Source organism: Piezobacter thermophilus (assembly GCF_055386745.1).
Window position 1 is genome coordinate 2,173,576 of record NZ_AP042380.1, and the last position, 17,475, is coordinate 2,191,050.

At 68.5% G+C, this 17,475-nt stretch carries 14 protein-coding genes; 10 read left to right on the forward strand and 4 right to left on the reverse strand.

Features of this window, described 5'->3' with window-relative positions; genetic code table 11:
- Nucleotides 1–2 precede the first annotated feature (2 nt).
- The 3 genes from purQ to purC form a co-directional block, all read right to left on the reverse strand.
- Complete coding sequence (purQ, locus tag ACZ5CM_RS10520; protein WP_464638457.1) at nt 3–671, reverse strand: phosphoribosylformylglycinamidine synthase subunit PurQ; 669 nt, start codon at nt 669–671, stop codon at nt 3–5.
- 58 nt (nt 672–729) lie between these two features.
- Nucleotides 730–960 (reverse strand): phosphoribosylformylglycinamidine synthase subunit PurS, encoded by a 231-nt coding sequence (purS, locus tag ACZ5CM_RS10525; RefSeq protein ID WP_464638460.1) that lies wholly within the window; start codon nt 958–960, stop codon nt 730–732.
- A 95-nt stretch (nt 961–1,055) separates the two neighbouring features.
- Entirely contained in the window at nt 1,056–1,811 is a 756-nt protein-coding gene (gene purC / locus ACZ5CM_RS10530; RefSeq protein WP_464638462.1) for a phosphoribosylaminoimidazolesuccinocarboxamide synthase, read from the reverse strand.
- A gap of 240 nt (nt 1,812–2,051) precedes the next feature.
- On the opposite strand from purC, the gene ACZ5CM_RS10535 reads away from it, so the two are divergent.
- The 3 genes from ACZ5CM_RS10535 to ACZ5CM_RS10545 all read left to right on the forward strand — a co-directional run bounded on the left by ACZ5CM_RS10535 (nt 2,052) and on the right by ACZ5CM_RS10545 (nt 4,114).
- The gene (locus ACZ5CM_RS10535; RefSeq protein WP_464638465.1) at nt 2,052–2,378 is read left to right on the forward strand and encodes a DUF1476 domain-containing protein; all 327 of its coding nucleotides are present in this window, start codon (nt 2,052–2,054) and stop codon (nt 2,376–2,378) included.
- A 132-nt stretch (nt 2,379–2,510) separates the two neighbouring features.
- On the forward strand, nt 2,511–3,530 hold the full coding sequence (bmt, locus tag ACZ5CM_RS10540; protein WP_464638467.1) for a betaine--homocysteine S-methyltransferase: 1,020 nt from the start codon (nt 2,511–2,513) through the stop codon (nt 3,528–3,530).
- A 155-nt stretch (nt 3,531–3,685) separates the two neighbouring features.
- On the forward strand, nt 3,686–4,114 hold the full coding sequence (locus tag ACZ5CM_RS10545; RefSeq protein WP_464638470.1) for a hypothetical protein: 429 nt from the start codon (nt 3,686–3,688) through the stop codon (nt 4,112–4,114).
- A gap of 8 nt (nt 4,115–4,122) precedes the next feature.
- Here the strand turns inward: ACZ5CM_RS10545 and dnaE are convergent, their stop codons facing one another.
- On the reverse strand, nt 4,123–7,635 hold the full coding sequence (dnaE, locus tag ACZ5CM_RS10550; protein ID WP_464638473.1) for a DNA polymerase III subunit alpha: 3,513 nt from the start codon (nt 7,633–7,635) through the stop codon (nt 4,123–4,125).
- 329 nt (nt 7,636–7,964) lie between these two features.
- On the opposite strand from dnaE, the gene xdhA reads away from it, so the two are divergent.
- From xdhA to ACZ5CM_RS10585, 7 genes are all read left to right on the forward strand, one after another.
- Nucleotides 7,965–9,374: a xanthine dehydrogenase small subunit gene (gene xdhA, locus ACZ5CM_RS10555; RefSeq protein ID WP_464638475.1), complete on the forward strand. Its 1,410-nt coding sequence runs from the start codon at nt 7,965–7,967 to the stop codon at nt 9,372–9,374.
- Nucleotides 9,371–11,734, forward strand: a complete 2,364-nt coding sequence (gene xdhB / locus ACZ5CM_RS10560; RefSeq protein ID WP_464638478.1) for a xanthine dehydrogenase molybdopterin binding subunit — start codon at nt 9,371–9,373, stop codon at nt 11,732–11,734. Before xdhA ends, xdhB begins: the two co-directional genes overlap by 4 nt.
- On the forward strand, nt 11,724–12,671 hold the full coding sequence (gene xdhC / locus ACZ5CM_RS10565) for a xanthine dehydrogenase accessory protein XdhC (protein WP_464638482.1): 948 nt from the start codon (nt 11,724–11,726) through the stop codon (nt 12,669–12,671). Before xdhB ends, xdhC begins: the two co-directional genes overlap by 11 nt.
- Nucleotides 12,668–14,185: an ABC transporter ATP-binding protein gene (locus tag ACZ5CM_RS10570; RefSeq protein ID WP_464638485.1), complete on the forward strand. Its 1,518-nt coding sequence runs from the start codon at nt 12,668–12,670 to the stop codon at nt 14,183–14,185. Before xdhC ends, ACZ5CM_RS10570 begins: the two co-directional genes overlap by 4 nt.
- Nucleotides 14,186–14,260: 75 nt before the next feature.
- Nucleotides 14,261–15,343: an ABC transporter permease gene (locus tag ACZ5CM_RS10575; protein WP_464638488.1), complete on the forward strand. Its 1,083-nt coding sequence runs from the start codon at nt 14,261–14,263 to the stop codon at nt 15,341–15,343.
- A 1-nt stretch (nt 15,344) separates the two neighbouring features.
- Complete coding sequence (locus ACZ5CM_RS10580) at nt 15,345–16,265, forward strand: ABC transporter permease (protein WP_464638491.1); 921 nt, start codon at nt 15,345–15,347, stop codon at nt 16,263–16,265.
- A 35-nt stretch (nt 16,266–16,300) separates the two neighbouring features.
- Nucleotides 16,301–17,371, forward strand: coding sequence for a BMP family ABC transporter substrate-binding protein (locus tag ACZ5CM_RS10585; RefSeq protein ID WP_464638494.1), 1,071 nt, complete (start codon nt 16,301–16,303; stop codon nt 17,369–17,371).
- The last annotated feature ends 104 nt before the right edge of the window (nt 17,372–17,475 follow it).

Consider the following 17,475-nt stretch of genomic DNA (forward strand, 5'->3'; position numbering starts at 1 on the left):
AGTCAGGCCGGGGCCAGCACCCCCGCCAATGCGCGGAAGAGCGCCAATCCGTCGGTTCCGCCATGGCCCGGATCGGCCGCGCGCTCGGGATGCGGCATCATTCCCAGCACCCGGCGGTCGGCGGACAGGATGCCGGCAATGTCGGCCACCGACCCGTTGGGGTTGTCGGTATAGGTGAAGGCGATCCGGTCCTCGCCGCGCAGCCGCGCCAGCGTCTCGGCATCGGCGTAATAGTTGCCGTCGTGATGGGCGATGGGGATGTCGATCCGCTGTCCCTTCTCGTAGCCGGCGGTAAAGGCGCTGTCAGCGGTTTCCACCCGCAGCCCGACGGTGCGACAGATGTATTTCAACCCGGCATTGCGCAACAACGCACCGGGCAGGATGCCGGTTTCGGTCAGCACCTGGAAGCCGTTGCAGATGCCGATGACATAGCCGCCGCACCCGGCATGATCGACGATCGCCCTGCAGATCGGCGATTGCGCGGCGATGGCGCCGCAGCGCAGGTAATCGCCATAGGAAAACCCGCCCGGCACGCCGACGATGTCCACCCCCCCGGGCAGGGCGGTCTCCTTGTGCCAGACCATGACGACTTCGAAGCCCTTGCTCTCGAAGGCCACGGCAAGATCGCGGTCACAGTTCGAACCGGGGAAAACGACAACGGCGGCACGCATGATCCGTCTCTCCTGTTTCGCGGCGCTGTCCCGGAACGGGCCCGGCGGGGTCGCCGCCTCAGCCCATCTCGATGGAATAGGATTCGATCACCGTGTTGGCGAGCAGTTTCTCGCACATCTCGGTCACTTCCGCCTCGGTGACGCCATCGGCAAGATCCAGCTCGATCACCTTGCCCTGACGCACGCCCTCGACTCCCTGAAAGCCCATCGCCCCCAGCGCATGGCGGATCGCCTCGCCCTGCGGGTCGAGAACCCCGCGCCTGAGCATCACATGCACCCGTGCCTTCATTTCCGTCTCTTCTCCTGATGGCAAGGCGGCAAGCTGCCGCTTCATTCTGGTCGATACATGCCCGAACCCCGGCCCCGGGCGGCCGGAGCGCGGCTTCAGTTGATCAGCGTCGGCTTCGAAAGCGGCGTCTTGGGCAACACGCCCAGCCGGCGGGCCACCTCGGAATAGGCATCCGTCAGGCTGCCCAGGTCGCGGCGGAACACATCCTTGTCCAGCTTCTGGCCGGTGGCGATGTCCCACAGCCGGCAACTGTCGGGGCTGATCTCGTCGGCCACGATCAGCCGCATGAAATCACCGTCATAGACCCGCCCGATCTCGATCTTGAAATCGATCAGCCGGATGCCCACCGCCAGCATCACCCCGGACAGGAAGTCGTTGACCCGGATCGCCAGGCTCACGATGTCGTCCATGTCCTGCTGGCTGGCCCAGCCGAAGGCAGCGATATGTTCCTCGGTCACCAGCGGATCGCCCAGCGAATCGTCCTTGTAGCAGTATTCCACGATCGGCCGCGGCAGCTGCGTGCCCTCCTCGATCCCGAGGCGTTCGGAAATCGAGCCCGCGGCATAGTTGCGCACGATCACTTCCAGCGGGATGATCTCGCAGGCGCGCACCAGCTGCTCGCGCATGTTCAGGCGGCGGATGAAGTGGGTGGGCACGCCGATCTGGTTCAGCCCGGTCATGAAGAATTCGCTCAGGCGGTTGTTGAGAACGCCCTTGCCTTCGATGGTGGCCGTCTTCTCGGCGTTGAAGGCGGTGGCATCATCCTTGAAATACTGCACGAGCGTGCCCGGCTCGGGGCCCTCGTACAGGATCTTCGCCTTGCCTTCGTAGATCTTCTTGCGGCGCGCCATGGCGGTCCTTTCGCGGCTTCGCGCCGGGTGCGAGTCCCGGCCGTTGCCGCCCTCATAGTGCAACGACCCCGCTGCCGCAAGCAAGCGCGCCCTGCACCGGGCGCCACCGGCCGCACCGGGCGGCCGCCCGGGTGGCGGGCAGAGGATATCGCCGCCGGCCGCCTCTCGCCCCCCTTGCGGTTCGCACATCGCGGGGTCATATCTGACGCGAGGACCATTCCGATCAAAGAGGCCCCTTCCATGACCACTTTCGACGACCGCGAAAACGCTTTCGAGGCCAAGTTCGCCCATGACGAGGAAATGCAGTTCAAGGCGCAGGCACGCGCCAACAAGCTGCTCGGCCTGTGGGCGGCCGAGCTGATGGGCAAGACCGGCGAAGACGCCGAAGCCTATGCAAAGACCGTCGTGATCGCCGATTTCGAAGAAGCCGGATCGGAAGACGTGGTGCGCAAGGTCGCCGCCGACCTGGCCGGCAAGGCCAGTGCCGACGAGATCCGCGCCAAGCTGGCCGAATACCTGCCCATCGCCAGGGAACAGATCATGCAGGAGGTCGCCTCGGACGACTGACACCGGCCCCGGCGCGGGGCTCATGTTCATCTTGAACGATTTGAATTTGCCTGCGCGCCCCGTCCGTGACAGACGGGGCGCTCACACATCCGGGGCGGCTGCCGCCCCGCTTGCCGATTCGGAGCGATCGCCATGACCAACGCCCTTTCCGAGCTCATGAACAGCCTCGACACCCTGCTGGCCGACGGCGCCACCGGGACCAACCTTTTCAACATGGGGCTGCAATCGGGCGATGCGCCCGAATTGTGGAACACCGCACAGCCGGCGAAGATCACCGCGCTCTACCGCGGCGCGGTCGAGGCCGGCAGCGACCTGTTCCTGACCAACAGCTTCGGCGGCAACGCCTCGCGGCTGAAGCTGCACGACGCCCACCGGCGGGTGCGCGAGCTCAACCGCGCCGCCGCCGAGCTGGCCCGTGACGTGGCCGATACCGCCGGGCGCAGGGTGGTGGTCGCCGGCTCGGTCGGGCCCACGGGCGAGATCCTGGAACCGGTGGGCACGCTGACCCACGCCCTGGCGGTGGAGATGTTCCACGAACAGGCCGAGGCGCTGAAGGAAGGGGGCGTGGACGTGCTGTGGCTCGAGACCATCTCGGCCCCCGAGGAATTCCGCGCCGCGGCCGAGGCCTTCGCGCTTGCCGGCATGGACTGGTGCGGCACCATGAGCTTCGACACCGCCGGGCGGACCATGATGGGGGTGACCTCGGCCGACATGGTGCAGCTGGTGGACAGCCTGCCCAACCCGCCACTGGCCTTCGGCGCCAATTGCGGCACCGGCGCCTCCGATATCCTGCGCACGGTGCTGGGCTTCGTCGCCCAGGGGACCGAACGGCCGATCATCTCGAAGGGCAATGCCGGCATCCCGAAATACGAGGACGGGCACATCCATTACGACGGCACCCCCGAGCTGATGGCCGAATACGCGGTCCTGGCCCGCGATGCCGGGGCGAAGATCGTCGGCGGCTGCTGCGGCACCACGCCCGAGCACCTGCGGCACATGCGCGAGGCCCTCGACAGCCGCCCCCGCGGCGAGCGCCCGACGCTGGAGCAGATCGTCGCCGCGATCGGACCCTTCTCCTCGGCCTCGGACGGGACCGGAAAGGATGCGGCGCAGACCGAACGGCGCGGACGCCGCGGGCGCCGGCGCGGCTGAGCGACCGAGCGGCCGAGCGGCAACCCCGGCCGGGCAGCGGGCACCCCCGCTCCGCCCCCTCCCGCAGCCCCTCCCGCAGGCCCGTCCCTTATCCCCTGCCGCCCGCCAGCCATTTCCGGCTGGACGGCCGGGCCCGTATCCGAAAGGATGCGCCCATGACACAGCTGCTGATCATTCTGCATTATCTGGGTTTCAGCGTCGGGATCGGCGGCGGCCTTGCCAATCTCGTCATCGCGCGCAAGGCCGCCCGGAGCGAGGCCGGCGCCCGCCCGGCTCTGGCCGGTGCCGGGCGCGCCATCGGGCTGGCGGCGACGGCAGGGCTGGTGGTGCTGTGGCTGACCGGGCCGGCGCTGGTCCATCGGCTGCATGGCGGCTGGGCCGATCTGCCGCCGCTGTTCGGCACCAAGATCGCCTTCGTCGTCGTCCTCACGATCTGCTCGGCCCTGATGAACCTGTCGGTGATCGCCGCGCGCCGCGCAGGCACCCCGCCGCCGCCCCGGCGCATGGCGATTCTCGGCACGCTGGGGCTGATCTCGGCGGTGCTGGCGCTGGGTCTGGCGGTGCTGGCCTTTCGCGGTGGCTGACCGGGGGGCTACAGCTCCTCGACCAGATCCACGCCGTCGAGACTGGCCAGGGCGCCCCTGATCTGGGGGCTGATGGCGAAATCCCGGCCCAGATCCACCTCGACCTCGCCGGGCAGGCCGGGACCCGTCAGGCACAGGACCACCGGCCCCTTCGCCGCGCCCCGCGACAGCCTGAGTGCATCCTCGAGCACCCTCCCGACCACGTCCACCGCCCCCGCATCGCGGACATGGACCCGCAGTCCCGCCACGCCCGCCTGCGCCACCACCGTGTCGATCGGCGCCACCGACCGCCCCAGCAGCTTGAGCTGATCGGCCTCCATCGTCGCCTCGACCGTCACCACCACGCTGGCGCCGGCCTCGAGATGATCGCGCGCCGCCTCCAGCGCCTCGGAGAACAGGGTGACCTCGAACGCCCCGGTCGGATCCGACATCTGCACGAAGGCAAAGCGGTTTCCGCGGGCCGACTTGCGCTCCTGCCGGCCGGCCACCACACCGGCCATCCGGGCCACCAGCGGCCCGCTGCGCGCCCTTTGCGTCACCTCGTCCAGGCTCAGCGCCCCGCGCCGCTTCAGCGCCGTCATGTAGTCGTCCAGCGGATGACCGGAGAGGTAGAATCCGACCGCCTTGAACTCCTCGCTCAGCCGTTCGGCCGGCAGCCAGTCGGGCACGTCGGCCAGGCGCGGCTCGGGCAGGTCGTCCCCGGCCTCGCCGAACAGCGACACCTGCGCGCTGGCCTTCTGGTCGTGAACCGCCGCCGACCAGGCCACCAGCGCGTCGAGGCTTTCCAGCACCCGCCGCCGGTTCCGGTCCAGCTGGTCGAAGGCCCCCGCACGTGCCAGCATCTCCAGCGGGCGCCGGCCGATCCGCCGCAGATCCACCCGGCGGGCGAAATCGAACAGGTTGACGAAGGGCCGCTCTGCCCCTCCTTCGCGCCGGGCCTCGGTCACCAGCCGCATCGCCTCGACACCCACGTTCTTGAGCGCGCCCAGCGCATAGACCAGCGCCCCGTCCGCCACCGTGAAGGTCGCCTCCGAGCGGTTCACGCAGGGCGGCACCCAAGGCAGGGCAAGCCCCTTGCGCACCTCCTCGAAATAGACCGCCAGCTTGTCGGTCAGGTGGATGTCGCAGTTCATCACCCCGGCCATGAACTCGACCGGGTGATTGGCCTTGAGCCACGCGGTCTGGTAACTGACCACGGCATAGGCGGCCGCGTGCGACTTGTTGAAGCCGTAATTGGCGAATTTCTCCAGCAGGGCGAAGACCTCTTCGGCTTTCTTCTGATCCACCCCGTTCTTCTTGGCGCCCTCGACGAATTTCGGGCGCTCGGCGTCCATCGCCTCCTTGATCTTCTTGCCCATGGCCCGGCGCAGCAGGTCGGCGCCGCCGAGGCTGTAGCCCGCCATCACCTGGGCGATCTGCATCACCTGCTCCTGATAGACGATGATGCCCTGGGTTTCCTCCAGGATGTGGTCGATCAGCGGATGGATGCTTTCGCGTTCCCGCAGCCCGTTCTTGACCTCGCAATAGGTGGGGATGTTCTCCATCGGGCCGGGCCGGTAGAGCGCCACCAGCGCCACGATGTCCTCGATGCAGGTGGGTTTCATGCGCTTGAGCGCATCCATCATGCCCGAGCTTTCCACCTGGAACACCGCCACCGTGCGGGCCGAGGCGTAAAGGCGGTAGGTCGCCGCGTCATCCAGCGGAATGGCGTTGATCTCGTCCACGGCGCCCTCGGGCGGGTCGTAGAGCTGCCTGCCGTCGGCGGCGATGTGCAGATGCCGCCCCGAGGCCCGGATCAGGTCCACCGCGTTCTGGATCACGGTAAGCGTCTTGAGCCCGAGAAAGTCGAACTTCACCAGCCCCGCCTGTTCCACCCATTTCATGTTGAACTGCGTGGCCGGCATGTCCGAGCGCGGATCCTGGTAGAGCGGCACCAGCTCGTCCAGCGGCCGGTCGCCGATCACCACCCCCGCGGCATGGGTCGAGGCATTGCGCAACAGCCCCTCGAGCTGCCGGCCATATGTCAGCAGCCGCTCCACCACCTCCTCGGCGCGGGCGGCCTCGCGCAGGCGGGGCTCTTCCTGCAGCGCCTTCTCGATGCTGACCGGCTTGACCCCCTCGACGGGGATCATCTTCGACAGCCGGTCCACCTGGCCATAGGGCATCTGCAGCACCCGGCCCACATCGCGCACCGCCGCCTTGGACAGCAGCGCGCCGAAGGTGATGATCTGCGCCACCCTGTCGCGGCCGTATTTCTCCTGCACGTATTCGATCACCTCCTCGCGGCGATCCATGCAGAAGTCGATGTCGAAATCGGGCATCGAGACCCGCTCGGGGTTGAGGAAGCGTTCGAACAGAAGGTTGTAGCGCAGCGGGTCCAGATCGGTAATCGTCAACGCATAAGCGACCAGCGACCCCGCGCCCGAGCCCCGTCCCGGCCCCACCGGGATACCCCGCCCCTTGGCCCACTTGATGAAATCGGCCACGATCAGGAAGTAGCCGGGAAAGCCCATCTGCTCGATGATGCCCAGCTCGTAATCCAGCCGCTTGTGATAATCCGCGACCGGCGCGGCATGGGGGATGACCGCCAGCCGCGCCTCCAGCCCCGCCTGCGCCTGCCGGCGCAGCTCCTCCACCTCGTCATCGGCAAAGCGCGGCAGGATCGGCTTGCGGCGCTGCGCCATGAAGGCACAGCGGCGGGCGATCTCGACGGTATTCTCGACCGCCTCGGGCAGATCGGCGAACAGCGTCGCCATCTCCTGCTGCGACTTGAAGTAATGCTGCGGGGTCAGGCGCCGGCGCGGCTCCTGCTGGTCCACATAGGCGCCCTCGGCAATGCAGATCAGCGCGTCATGGGCCTCATACATGTCGGGGCCGGGGAAATACACGTCATTGGTGGCCACCAGCGGCAGATCCATGCCATAGGCGATCTCCACAAGACCCCGCTCGGTCAGTCGCTCGGCCCGCGGCAGACCGCCCTCGCCCGGATGGCGCTGCAGCTCGATGTAAAGCCGCCCCTCGAAAGCCCGCGCCAGCCGCTGCACCAGCCCCTCGGCCGCCGACCGCTGCCCGGCCTGCAACAGCCGCCCCACCGGCCCCTCCGGCCCGCCGGTCAGGCAGATCAAGCCCTCCGAGCGGGCCTCCAGCTCTTCCAGCGTCACCTGTGGCCGCTGCCCGCCCTTGCCGACGTAAAGACAGGTGCTCAGCTTCATCAGGTTGCCATAGCCCGCCTCGGACTGGGCCAGAAGAACCACCGGGGCGGGATCGGGCGCCGCCTCGCCGGGGCGGACCGGCTGAAAGGCCAGATCCAGCTGGCAGCCGATGATCGGCTGAACGCCCGCGCCGCTCAGCGTCACCGAAAACTCCAGCGCCGAGAACATGGCATTGGTATCGGTGACCGCCACCGCCGGCATGTCATGGCGGCTGCACAGATCGGGCAACGTCTTGAGCCGCACGGCCCCTTCCAGAAGGGAATATTCCGTGTGCACGCGAAGATGGATGAATCGGGGGGGGCTGCTCATGGCCGCAGGCTAGCGCGGCCGCACACGGAAGGAAATGCCGTCCGCAAGGCCGCTATATCCTGAAAATGGCGCGGAATTTTACGAATTTTCCTGAAAGTCCTTCACCTCTCCGCCCCCGAAGCGGAAAATTCCAATGAAATCCGCGCCTTTTCCCCCACTCCCGGCACAACCGACCACCCCCGCGCCGACTGCAGGCGCCCGGTTTTCCTTGCCAGACCGCACCGAGCCTCCCTAACCTTGCCGGCAACGACATATGCCCGCGCCCCTTTCTACGTCGCATCGAAGGGGGCCGCATCCGGGCCAACAGGGTAAGGCGACGGGTTTCGGAAATGACCATCACGTTTCTTCTGAACGGAGAGCGCGTGACCCTCACCGGCGTGCCGCCGACACGAACGCTGCTGGACTGGCTGCGCGAAGACCGCCGCCTGACCGGCACCAAGGAGGGCTGCAACGAAGGCGATTGCGGCGCCTGCACGGTGCTGGTCACCGACCAGCGCGGCAGCCGCGCGGTCAACGCCTGCATCCTGTTCGTGCCCCAGCTCCACGGCAAGGCCCTGCGCACCATCGAAGGCATCGCCCCGCATGGCGAACTGCACCCGGTCCAGCAGGCCATGATCGACCACCACGGATCGCAATGCGGCTTCTGCACCCCCGGCATCGTCATGTCGCTGGTCGCCGCCCACCTGAACGGACGCACCGATTTCGACGACATCCTCGCCGGCAATCTCTGCCGCTGCACAGGCTACGCCCCGATCATCCGCGCCGCCCGCGCCGCGACCGGCCGCTCCGTGCCCGGCTGGATCGAAGACGACCGCAACTTCCTCTTGCCCGAAATACTCCGGGGGGAGGGCGCAGCCCGGGGGGCAGAGCCCCCCTCCCCCGCCTTCCGCCCCCACAACGCCGACGAGTTGGCCGAGATCTTCGCCACCCACCCCGACGCCACCCTGATCGCCGGCGCCACCGATGTCGGCCTGTGGGTGACCAAGGCACTGCAACGGATCGAACCGGTGATCTTCCTCGACGGCTGCGACGAGCTGAAGACCATCACCATCACCCCCCAAACCGTCCGCATCGGCGCCATGGCCGACATGAACGCCCTCCGCGCGGCCATGACCGAAATGCACCCCTCCTATGCCGAACTGCTCCGCCGCTTCGCCTCCGAGCAGGTGCGCGCCTCGGCCACCATCGGCGGCAACATCGCCAACGGCTCTCCCATCGGGGACAACCCGCCCGCCCTGATCGCCCTGGGCGCCACGCTGCACCTGCGCCATCGCGACACACGCCGCGCGCTCGCGCTGGAAGACTTCTTCATCGACTATGGCAAACAGGATCTGCGCCCGGGCGAATTCGTCGAAGCCGTCAGCTTTCCGCGCCAGCCCGACCGGCTGCGCTGCTACAAGCTGTCCAGGCGCTTCGACCAGGACATCTCGGCCGTCTGCGGCGCCTTCAACATCCGGCTCGAAAACGGCCGGGTCGCGCAGGCACGCATCGCCTTTGGCGGCATGGCGGCAACGCCCAGACGCGCCCGGGCGCTCGAGGCGGCGCTGTGCGGACAGCCCTGGAACGCCGAAACCGTCGCCGCCGCCAGGCCAGCCCTGGCCCGGGACTTCACGCCGATCTCGGACCTGCGCGCCTCGGCGCGCTACCGGCTGGAGGCGGCCGCGGCAATGCTCGACCGCTGCCTGGCCGCGGACGACCCCGCCGCCGGGCCGCAATCGGTGCTCGAGGTGCAGCCATGACCGTCGCCCGCCCCCTGCCCCATGATTCCGCACGCCTGCATGTGACCGGAGCGGCGCGCTATGTGGACGACATCCCCCTGCCCGCCGATTGCCTGCACCTCGCCTTCGGGCTGAGCTCCATCGCACGAGGGCGGATCCTGTCGATGGATCTTGCCCCGGTGCGCGCCGCCCCCGGCGTGGTGGCGGTGCTGAGCGCCCAGGACCTGCCCTTCGCCAATGACGTTTCGCCCTCGGCCCACGACGAACCGCTGCTGGCCTGCGGGCAGGTGCATTATTTCGGTCAGCCGCTGTTTCTGGTGATTGCCGAAAGCCACCTTGCCGCGCGCCGGGCGGCACGGCTGGGGAAGATTGAATACCGCGAGGAAACCCCGATCCTGACCATCGACCAGGCGCTGGCCGCGGACAGCCGCTTCGAGGACGGCCCGCTGGTCTGGGAAAGGGGCGATGCCGAAGCCGCCATCGCCGCCGCCGCGCATGTGATCGAGGGGGTGATGGAGATCGGCGGCCAGGAACATTTCTACCTCGAGGGCCAGGCCGCGCTGGCGCTGCCGCAGGAGGGCGGCGACATGGTGGTGCATGCCTCGACCCAGCACCCGACCGAAGCCCAGCACAAGGTGGCCGAGGCGCTGGGCCTGCCCATGAACGCGGTGCGGGTCGAGGTGCGCCGCATGGGCGGCGGATTTGGCGGCAAGGAAAGCCAGGGCAACGCGCTGGCGGTGGCGGCGGCGGTGGCGGCGCGGGCGACCGGGCGGCCCTGCAAGATGCGCTATGACCGCGATGACGACATGATCATCACCGGCAAGCGCCATGATTTCCGCATCACCTACCGGGCCGGTTTCGATGACGAGGGCCGTCTGCGGGGGGTGTCCTTTCTGCATCATGTGCGCTGTGGCTGGTCCCAGGACCTGTCGCTGCCGGTGGCGGATCGGGCCATGCTTCATGCCGACAATGCCTATTTTCTGCCGGCGGTGCGGATCGAAAGCCATCGGCTGCGCACCAACACGCAAAGCGCCACCGCGTTCCGCGGCTTTGGCGGCCCCCAGGGCGTGCTGGGGATCGAGCGGGTGATGGATCATGCCGCACATGCGCTGGGGATGGACCCCGCCGAGCTGCGGCGACGGAACTATTACGCAGACGCGCCGCGGGGGGGCTCTGCCCCCCGGCCTGCGGCCTCCCCCCGGGATATTTCCGGCCAGAAAAAGGACCGGGGGGGCGAGGGCGGTGGAAATGTCACGCCCTATGGCATGGTCGTGGAGGATTTCGAGTTGGGCGCGATGACGGCGGAGCTGCTGGCGCGATGCGATTATGCGGCGCGACGCGACGCGGTGGCAGCGTGGAACGCGCGCGGGGGCGCGATCCGGCGGGGGATCGCGTGCTCGCCGGTGAAATTCGGGATTTCCTTCACGCTGACCCATCTCAACCAGGCCGGGGCGCTGGTGCATGTCTATCAGGACGGGTCGGTGCATCTGAACCACGGCGGCACCGAGATGGGACAGGGGTTGTTCCGCAAGGTGGCGCAGGTGGCGGCGGCGCGCTTCGGGATCGGCATCGAGGCCGTGAAGATTACCGCCACCGATACCGGCAAGGTGCCCAATACTTCGGCCACGGCGGCGTCCTCGGGCAGCGACCTCAACGGCATGGCGGTGGCCGCGGCCTGCGACACGATCCGCGCGCGCATGGCGACGCATCTGGCCGAACGGTTCCAGACCGGGGCCGGGGAGGTCCGGTTCGAGGGCGGGCGCGTGCATGTGGGCGGCGAATCGATCGCCTTTGCCGAGGCCGCGCGGATGGCTTACGAGGGGCGGGTGAGCCTGTCGGCCACCGGCTTCTACCGCACGCCGAAGCTGTCCTGGGATCGGCGGCGCGGGCGGGGGCGGCCCTTCTTCTATTTCGCCCAAGGGTGCGCGGTAACCGAGGTGGCCGTGGACGGGCGCAGCGGCGAATACCGGATCCTGCGCGCCGACATCCTGCATGATGCCGGGGCCTCTTTGAACCCGGCCATCGACATCGGCCAGATCGAGGGCGGCTATGTGCAGGGGGCGGGCTGGCTGACCACCGAGGAGCTGGTCTGGGACGAAAAGGGGCGGCTTCTGACCCATGCGCCCTCGACCTACAAGATCCCGGCCTGTTCCGACCGGCCGCGGGTCTTCAACGTGACCCTGTGGGACGGGCGCAACCGGGAAGAGACGATCTATCGTTCCAAGGCGGTGGGAGAGCCGCCGCTGATGCTGGGCATTTCCGCCCATCTGGCGCTGAGCGATGCGGTGGCCTCGTTCGGCAGCGCTTACCCGGCGCTGGACGCGCCGGCCACGCCCGAGAAGCTTCTGGCCGCGATCGGGAGGCTGCGCGATGGGCTTTGACCTGGCCGAACTGAGGGACGCGGTGGCCCGGCACGGGCGGGTGGTGCGGGTGGTGGTGGCCGAGGTGCGGGGGTCGTCCCCGCGCGAGGCGGGCGCGGCGATGCTGGTCTGGGAGGGCGGGCAAAACGGCACCATCGGCGGCGGCGCGCTGGAGGCGCAGGCGGTGCAGGCGGCGCGGGCGGGGCGGCTGGGGCTGAGCCGTCACGCGCTGGGCCCGGATCTGGGCCAGTGCTGCGGCGGCTCGGTGGTGCTGCTGAGCGAAGCCTGGGACGCGGCGGCACTGGCGGCGCTGGAGGGCGAGGTGGTCGCGCGCCCCGTCGCCCCCGAGGCGGCAGGCCGCGCCATGCCGCTGCCGGTCAGGCGGCTTCTGGCCCGGGCCCGGGCGCGGGGCGAGGCGCCGCGGGCGCAGCTGATGGCGGGCTGGATGGTGGAGCCGGTGCAGCGCCCGGCGCAGGATGTCTGGATCTGGGGCGCGGGGCATGTGGGCCGGGCCCTGGTGGGGGTGCTGGCCCCCCTGCCCGAGCTGGCGATCACCTGGATCGACACCTCCCCTGCGCGCTTCCCCGATCCGGTGGCGCCGCAGGTGACGGTGGTGCCGGCGGCGCGCCCTGCGGAGCTGGTGCCGCGCGCGCCCCGCGCGGCGGCGCATCTGGTGGTGACCTGGTCCCATGCGCTGGACCTCGAACTGTGCCATCGGCTGCTGGGGCACGGTTTCGGCTTTGCCGGGCTGATCGGCTCGGCTACGAAGTGGGCGCGATTCCGTTCGCGGCTGGCCGCGCTGGGCCACGCCCCGGGGCGGATCGCCGCGATCACCTGCCCGGTGGGGGATCCTTCCCTGGGCAAGCACCCGCAGGCCATCGCGGTAGGGGTGGCGGCACAGATCCTGGGCGTGGCAGCCCGGCGGACGGAGGACAGGCGAAAGGACATGCGCGCATGAGCGTTCCCCTTCTGAGCATCCAGGGGCTGACCAAGGCCTATCCCGGAGTCGTCGCCAACGATCATGTGAGCTTCGACATCCGGGAGGGCGAGATTCACGCGCTGCTGGGCGAGAACGGCGCCGGCAAGTCGACGCTGGTGAAGATGATCTACGGTCTGGTCAAGCCCGACAGCGGCCGGATGCTGCTGCGCGGGGAAGCCTTCGCCCCGGCGCAACCGCGCGCCGCCCGCGCCGACGGCATCGCCATGGTGTTCCAGCATTTTTCCCTGTTCGAGGCGCTCGGCGTGGCCGAGAACATCGCCCTCGGCATGGAGGATCCGCCCCCCATGCGCGACCTTGCCGCCCGCATCCGCGAGGTCAGCGAAGCCTACGGGCTGCCGCTTGACCCGTTCCGGGTGGTGGGGGACCTGTCGGCGGGCGAACGCCAGCGGGTCGAGATCATCCGCTGCCTGCTTCAGCAGCCGCGGCTTCTGATCATGGACGAGCCCACCAGCGTGCTGACCCCGCAGGAGGTGGAGATCCTGTTCGAAACCCTCAGGCGGCTGCGTGGCGAGGGCAGGTCGATCCTCTACATCAGCCACAAGCTGGAAGAGATCCGCGCCCTGTGCGACCACGCCACCATCCTGCGACAGGGCCGGAACGTGGCCGAATGCACGCCCTCGGAAACCACGGCGCGGGAAATGGCCGAAATGATGGTCGGCGGCGTCCTGCAGACGCCCAGCCGTCCGCGGCGCGAATTCGGCGCCGTGGCGCTCGATGTCACCGGGCTGTCGGTGCCCTCGCCCTCGGCCTTCGGGACGGCGCTGAAGAACCTGCATTTCGCGGTCCGTCGCGGCGAGGTGCTGGGCATCGGCGGCGTGGCCGGGAATGGCCAGGACGAGCTGCTTGCAGTGCTGTCGGGGGAAATTCTCGCCGATGCGGACGCGGTGCGACTGAACGGCCTGCCGGTGGGACATCTGGGGCCGGTGGCGCGGCGGCGGCTGGGGCTGCTGGCCGCGCCCGAGGAGCGGCTGGGCCACGCCGCCGCCCCCGACATGACGCTGACCGAGAACGCGCTGCTGACCGGATCGGTGCGCGAGAAGCTGGAGCGCAACGGCTTCATCCGCTGGGAGGCCGCGCGCGACTTCGCGGAACGGATCATCGCCGCCTTCGACGTGCGCACACCGGGCCCCGACAACGCCGCGCGGTCGCTGTCGGGCGGCAATCTGCAGAAATTCGTTATCGGCCGCGAAGTGCTGCAGGATCCGGTGGTTCTGGTGGTCAACCAGCCCACCTGGGGGGTGGATGCGGCCGCCGCGGCCGCGATCCGGCAGGCGCTTCTGGATCTGGCGGCGCAGGGAACGGCAGTGGTCTGCATCAGCCAGGACCTGGACGAACTGATGGAAATTTCCGACCGTTTCGCGGCGCTGAACGAGGGGCGACTGAGCGCGCCGCGGCCCACGGCCGAACTTTCGGTCGAGGAAATCGGGCTGATGATGGGCGGGGCGCATGGCATGGAGGTGGCGCATGTCTGAGAGGTTCGGGGCGGGAGTCTTCATGCCTCCGGCGGGGATATTTCCAGCCAGAAAAAGAACCGGAGGGGCGGGCGCATGATTGCCCTCGAGAAACGATCGCAGCCGTCGCGCATCTGGGCCATGGCAACGCCGGTGGTGGCGGTGCTGGCGACCATGGTCGCGGGGGGCGTGCTGTTCGCGGCGCTGGGCAAGGATCCGCTGGCGGCGATCGAGACCATCTTCTGGGAGCCGCTGTTCGGCGAATTCTCGTTCTATTACCGGCCGCAGCTTCTGGTGAAGGGGGCGCCGCTGGTGCTGATCGCCATCGGGCTGAGCCTTGGCTTTCGCGCCGGCATCTGGAACATCGGCGCTGAGGGGCAGTACATCATGGGTGCAATCACCGGCGCCGGGGTGGCGCTGGCCTTCTACCCGCTGGAGGCGTGGTACATCTTTCCGCTGATGGTGATTGCCGGGGCGCTGGGCGGCTGGGCCTGGGCGATGATCCCGGCGGTTCTGCGGGTGAAGTTCGGCACCAACGAGATCCTGGTTTCCCTGATGCTGGTCTATGTGGCCGAGCAGCTTCTGGCCTCGATGAGCCTCGGTCTGCTGAAGAACCCCGAAGGCTACGGTTTTCCGGGCAGCCGCAACCTGCAGCAGTATCCGAGCGCCTACAATGCCGACCTGATTGAGGGATCGGGGATGCACTGGGGCGTGGTGGCGGCGCTGATTGCAGTGATCTTTGCCTATGTGCTGCTCAACCGGCACATGCTGGGCTTTCACATCCGCCTGACCGGCGAGGCGCCGAAGGCGGCGCGGTTCGCGGGCGTCAGGCCGGCGCGGCTGGTGCTGTTCTGCCTCGGCGCGTCGGGGGCGCTGGCGGGGCTTGCCGGGCTGTTCGAGGTTTCAGGGCCCTCGGGGCAGATCAGCATCGACTTCAACGCCGGCTACGGCTTTACCGCGATCATCGTGGCGTTCCTGGGCCGGCTGCACCCGGTGGGGATCCTGCTGGCAGGGCTGCTGATGGCGCTGACCTATATCGGCGGCGACATCGCCCAGTCTCAGATGGGCCTGCCGGCGGCGGCGATCCAGGTGTTCCAGGGGATGCTGCTGTTCTTTCTGCTGGCCTTCGACATCCTGACCAATTTCCGCATCCGTTTTGGCAAGGCAGAGGTGGCCTGAGATGGACCTGAGCGCAATCAACCCGGTTCTTCTGCTCGCCTCGCTGATGGTGGCGGCGACCCCGATCCTGCTGGCCGCCATCGGCGAGCTGGTGGTGGAGAAGGCCGGGGTTCTGAACCTCGGGGTCGAGGGGATGATGATCGTCGGCGCGATTGCCGGCTTTGCCACGGCGGTGGAAACCGGGTCGCCCTGGCTGGGCTTTCTGGCGGCGGCGGCGGGCGGGGCGCTGCTGTCATTCCTGTTCGCCCTGCTCACGCAGTTCGCGCTGGCCAATCAGGTTGCCTCGGGGCTGGCCCTGACGCTGTTCGGCCTGGGGCTGAGTGCGCTGATGGGGCAGAGCTATGTCGGCGTCAAGCCACCCGCCTTTGCCCAGCTCGACATCCCCGTGCTGAGCGAGATACCGGTGCTGGGCCCGATCCTGTTCATCCATGATCCGGTGCTGTACCTGGGCATCGCGATCGTGGCCGGGGTCTGGGCATTGCTGAAATACACCCGCGCCGGGCTGATCCTCAGGGCGGTGGGGGAGAACCACGACGCCGCGCATGCGCTGGGCTACAAGGTGGTGCGCATCCGGGTGCTGGCAATCCTTGCCGGGGGCGCCTGCGCCGGGCTGGGCGGGGCCTATATCAGCCTCGTCCGCGTGCCGCAGTGGACCGAGGGCATGACTGCGGGCGCCGGCTGGATTGCGCTGGCGCTGGTGGTGTTTGCCAGCTGGAAGCCGTGGCGGGTTCTCCTGGGCGCCTGGCTTTTCGGCGGCATCACCGTGCTGCAGCTCAATCTTCAGGCGGCGGGCGTTGCCATACCGGTCGAGTATCTGGCAATGTCGCCCTACCTGGTCACGATCCTTGTGCTCGTGATCCTGTCCGCGGACAAGAGCAGCGCGCCGGCCTCGCTCGGCCGCAACTTCCATGCCTCGACCTGAGAGGCGCAAAACCGAACCAACATGGGGGATCCCGCATGAAACTGACGAAACTGCTTGCCACCGCCGCCCTGGCGATCGGCCTTGGCACCGCCGCCATGGCCGAAAAGACCAAGGTCGGCTTCATCTATGTCGGCCCGGTGGGCGATGGCGGCTGGACCTACGAGCATGACCAGGGCCGCAAGGCCGTCGAGGCCGCGTTCGGCGACAAGGTCGAGACCGTCTATGTCGAAAACGTGGCCGAGGGCCCCGATGCCGAGCGGGTGATGACGCAGATGGCGCTCAACGGCGCCGACCTGATCTTTGCCACCTCGTTCGGCTACATGGACGCGGTGCAGAACGTGGCCAGGAAGTTCCCCAAGGTGAAGTTCGAGCACGCCACCGGCTACAAGACCGCGCCCAACGTGTCGGTCTATTCGGCGCGCTTCTACGAGGGCCGCGCGGTGCAGGGCACCATCGCCGGGCGGATGACCAAGAGCAACATCATCGGCTATATCGCCTCCTTTCCGATCCCCGAGGTGATCCGCGGCATCAACAGCGCCTACATCCACGCCCGGAAGGTCAACCCGGACGTGCAGTTCAAGATCGTCTGGGTCTACACCTGGTTCGATCCGGCCAAGGAAGCGGACGCGGCCAAGACGCTGATCGAGCAGGGGGCGGATGTGGTGCTCCAGCACACCGATTCGACCGCGCCGCAGGCGGCCGCGCAGAAGGCCGGCAACGTCATCACCTTCGGGCAGGCCTCGGACATGGCCGAATACGCCCCGCTGCCGCGGGTCAGCTCGATCATCGACAACTGGGGTCCCTACTATGTCGAGCGCACCCGCGCGGTGATGGACGGCACGTGGAAAAGCGTGAGCACCTGGGACGGAATCGGCAAGGGCATGGTCAAGATCGGCGAGATCTCCAGCGCCGTGCCGGCCGATGTGAAGGCCGAGGCCGAAGCGCTGCGCGACGCCATCGCCAGCGGTGCCTATCACCCCTTCACCGGCCCGCTGAACAAGCAGGACGGCAGCGTCTGGCTGAAAGAGGGCGAAGTGGCCGATGACGGCACGCTGGCGGGCATGAACTTCTTCGTCGAGGGAATCGAGGGCGAGATTCCGAAATAGGCGGCACGCCCGCGCGCCCTGACGGCCCCGCCCACCGGCGGGGCCGTCTTCCGTCCGGGCGCCCGGTTGCACAAGCGTGATTTGGAAATCGCCCCGCCCCGCCC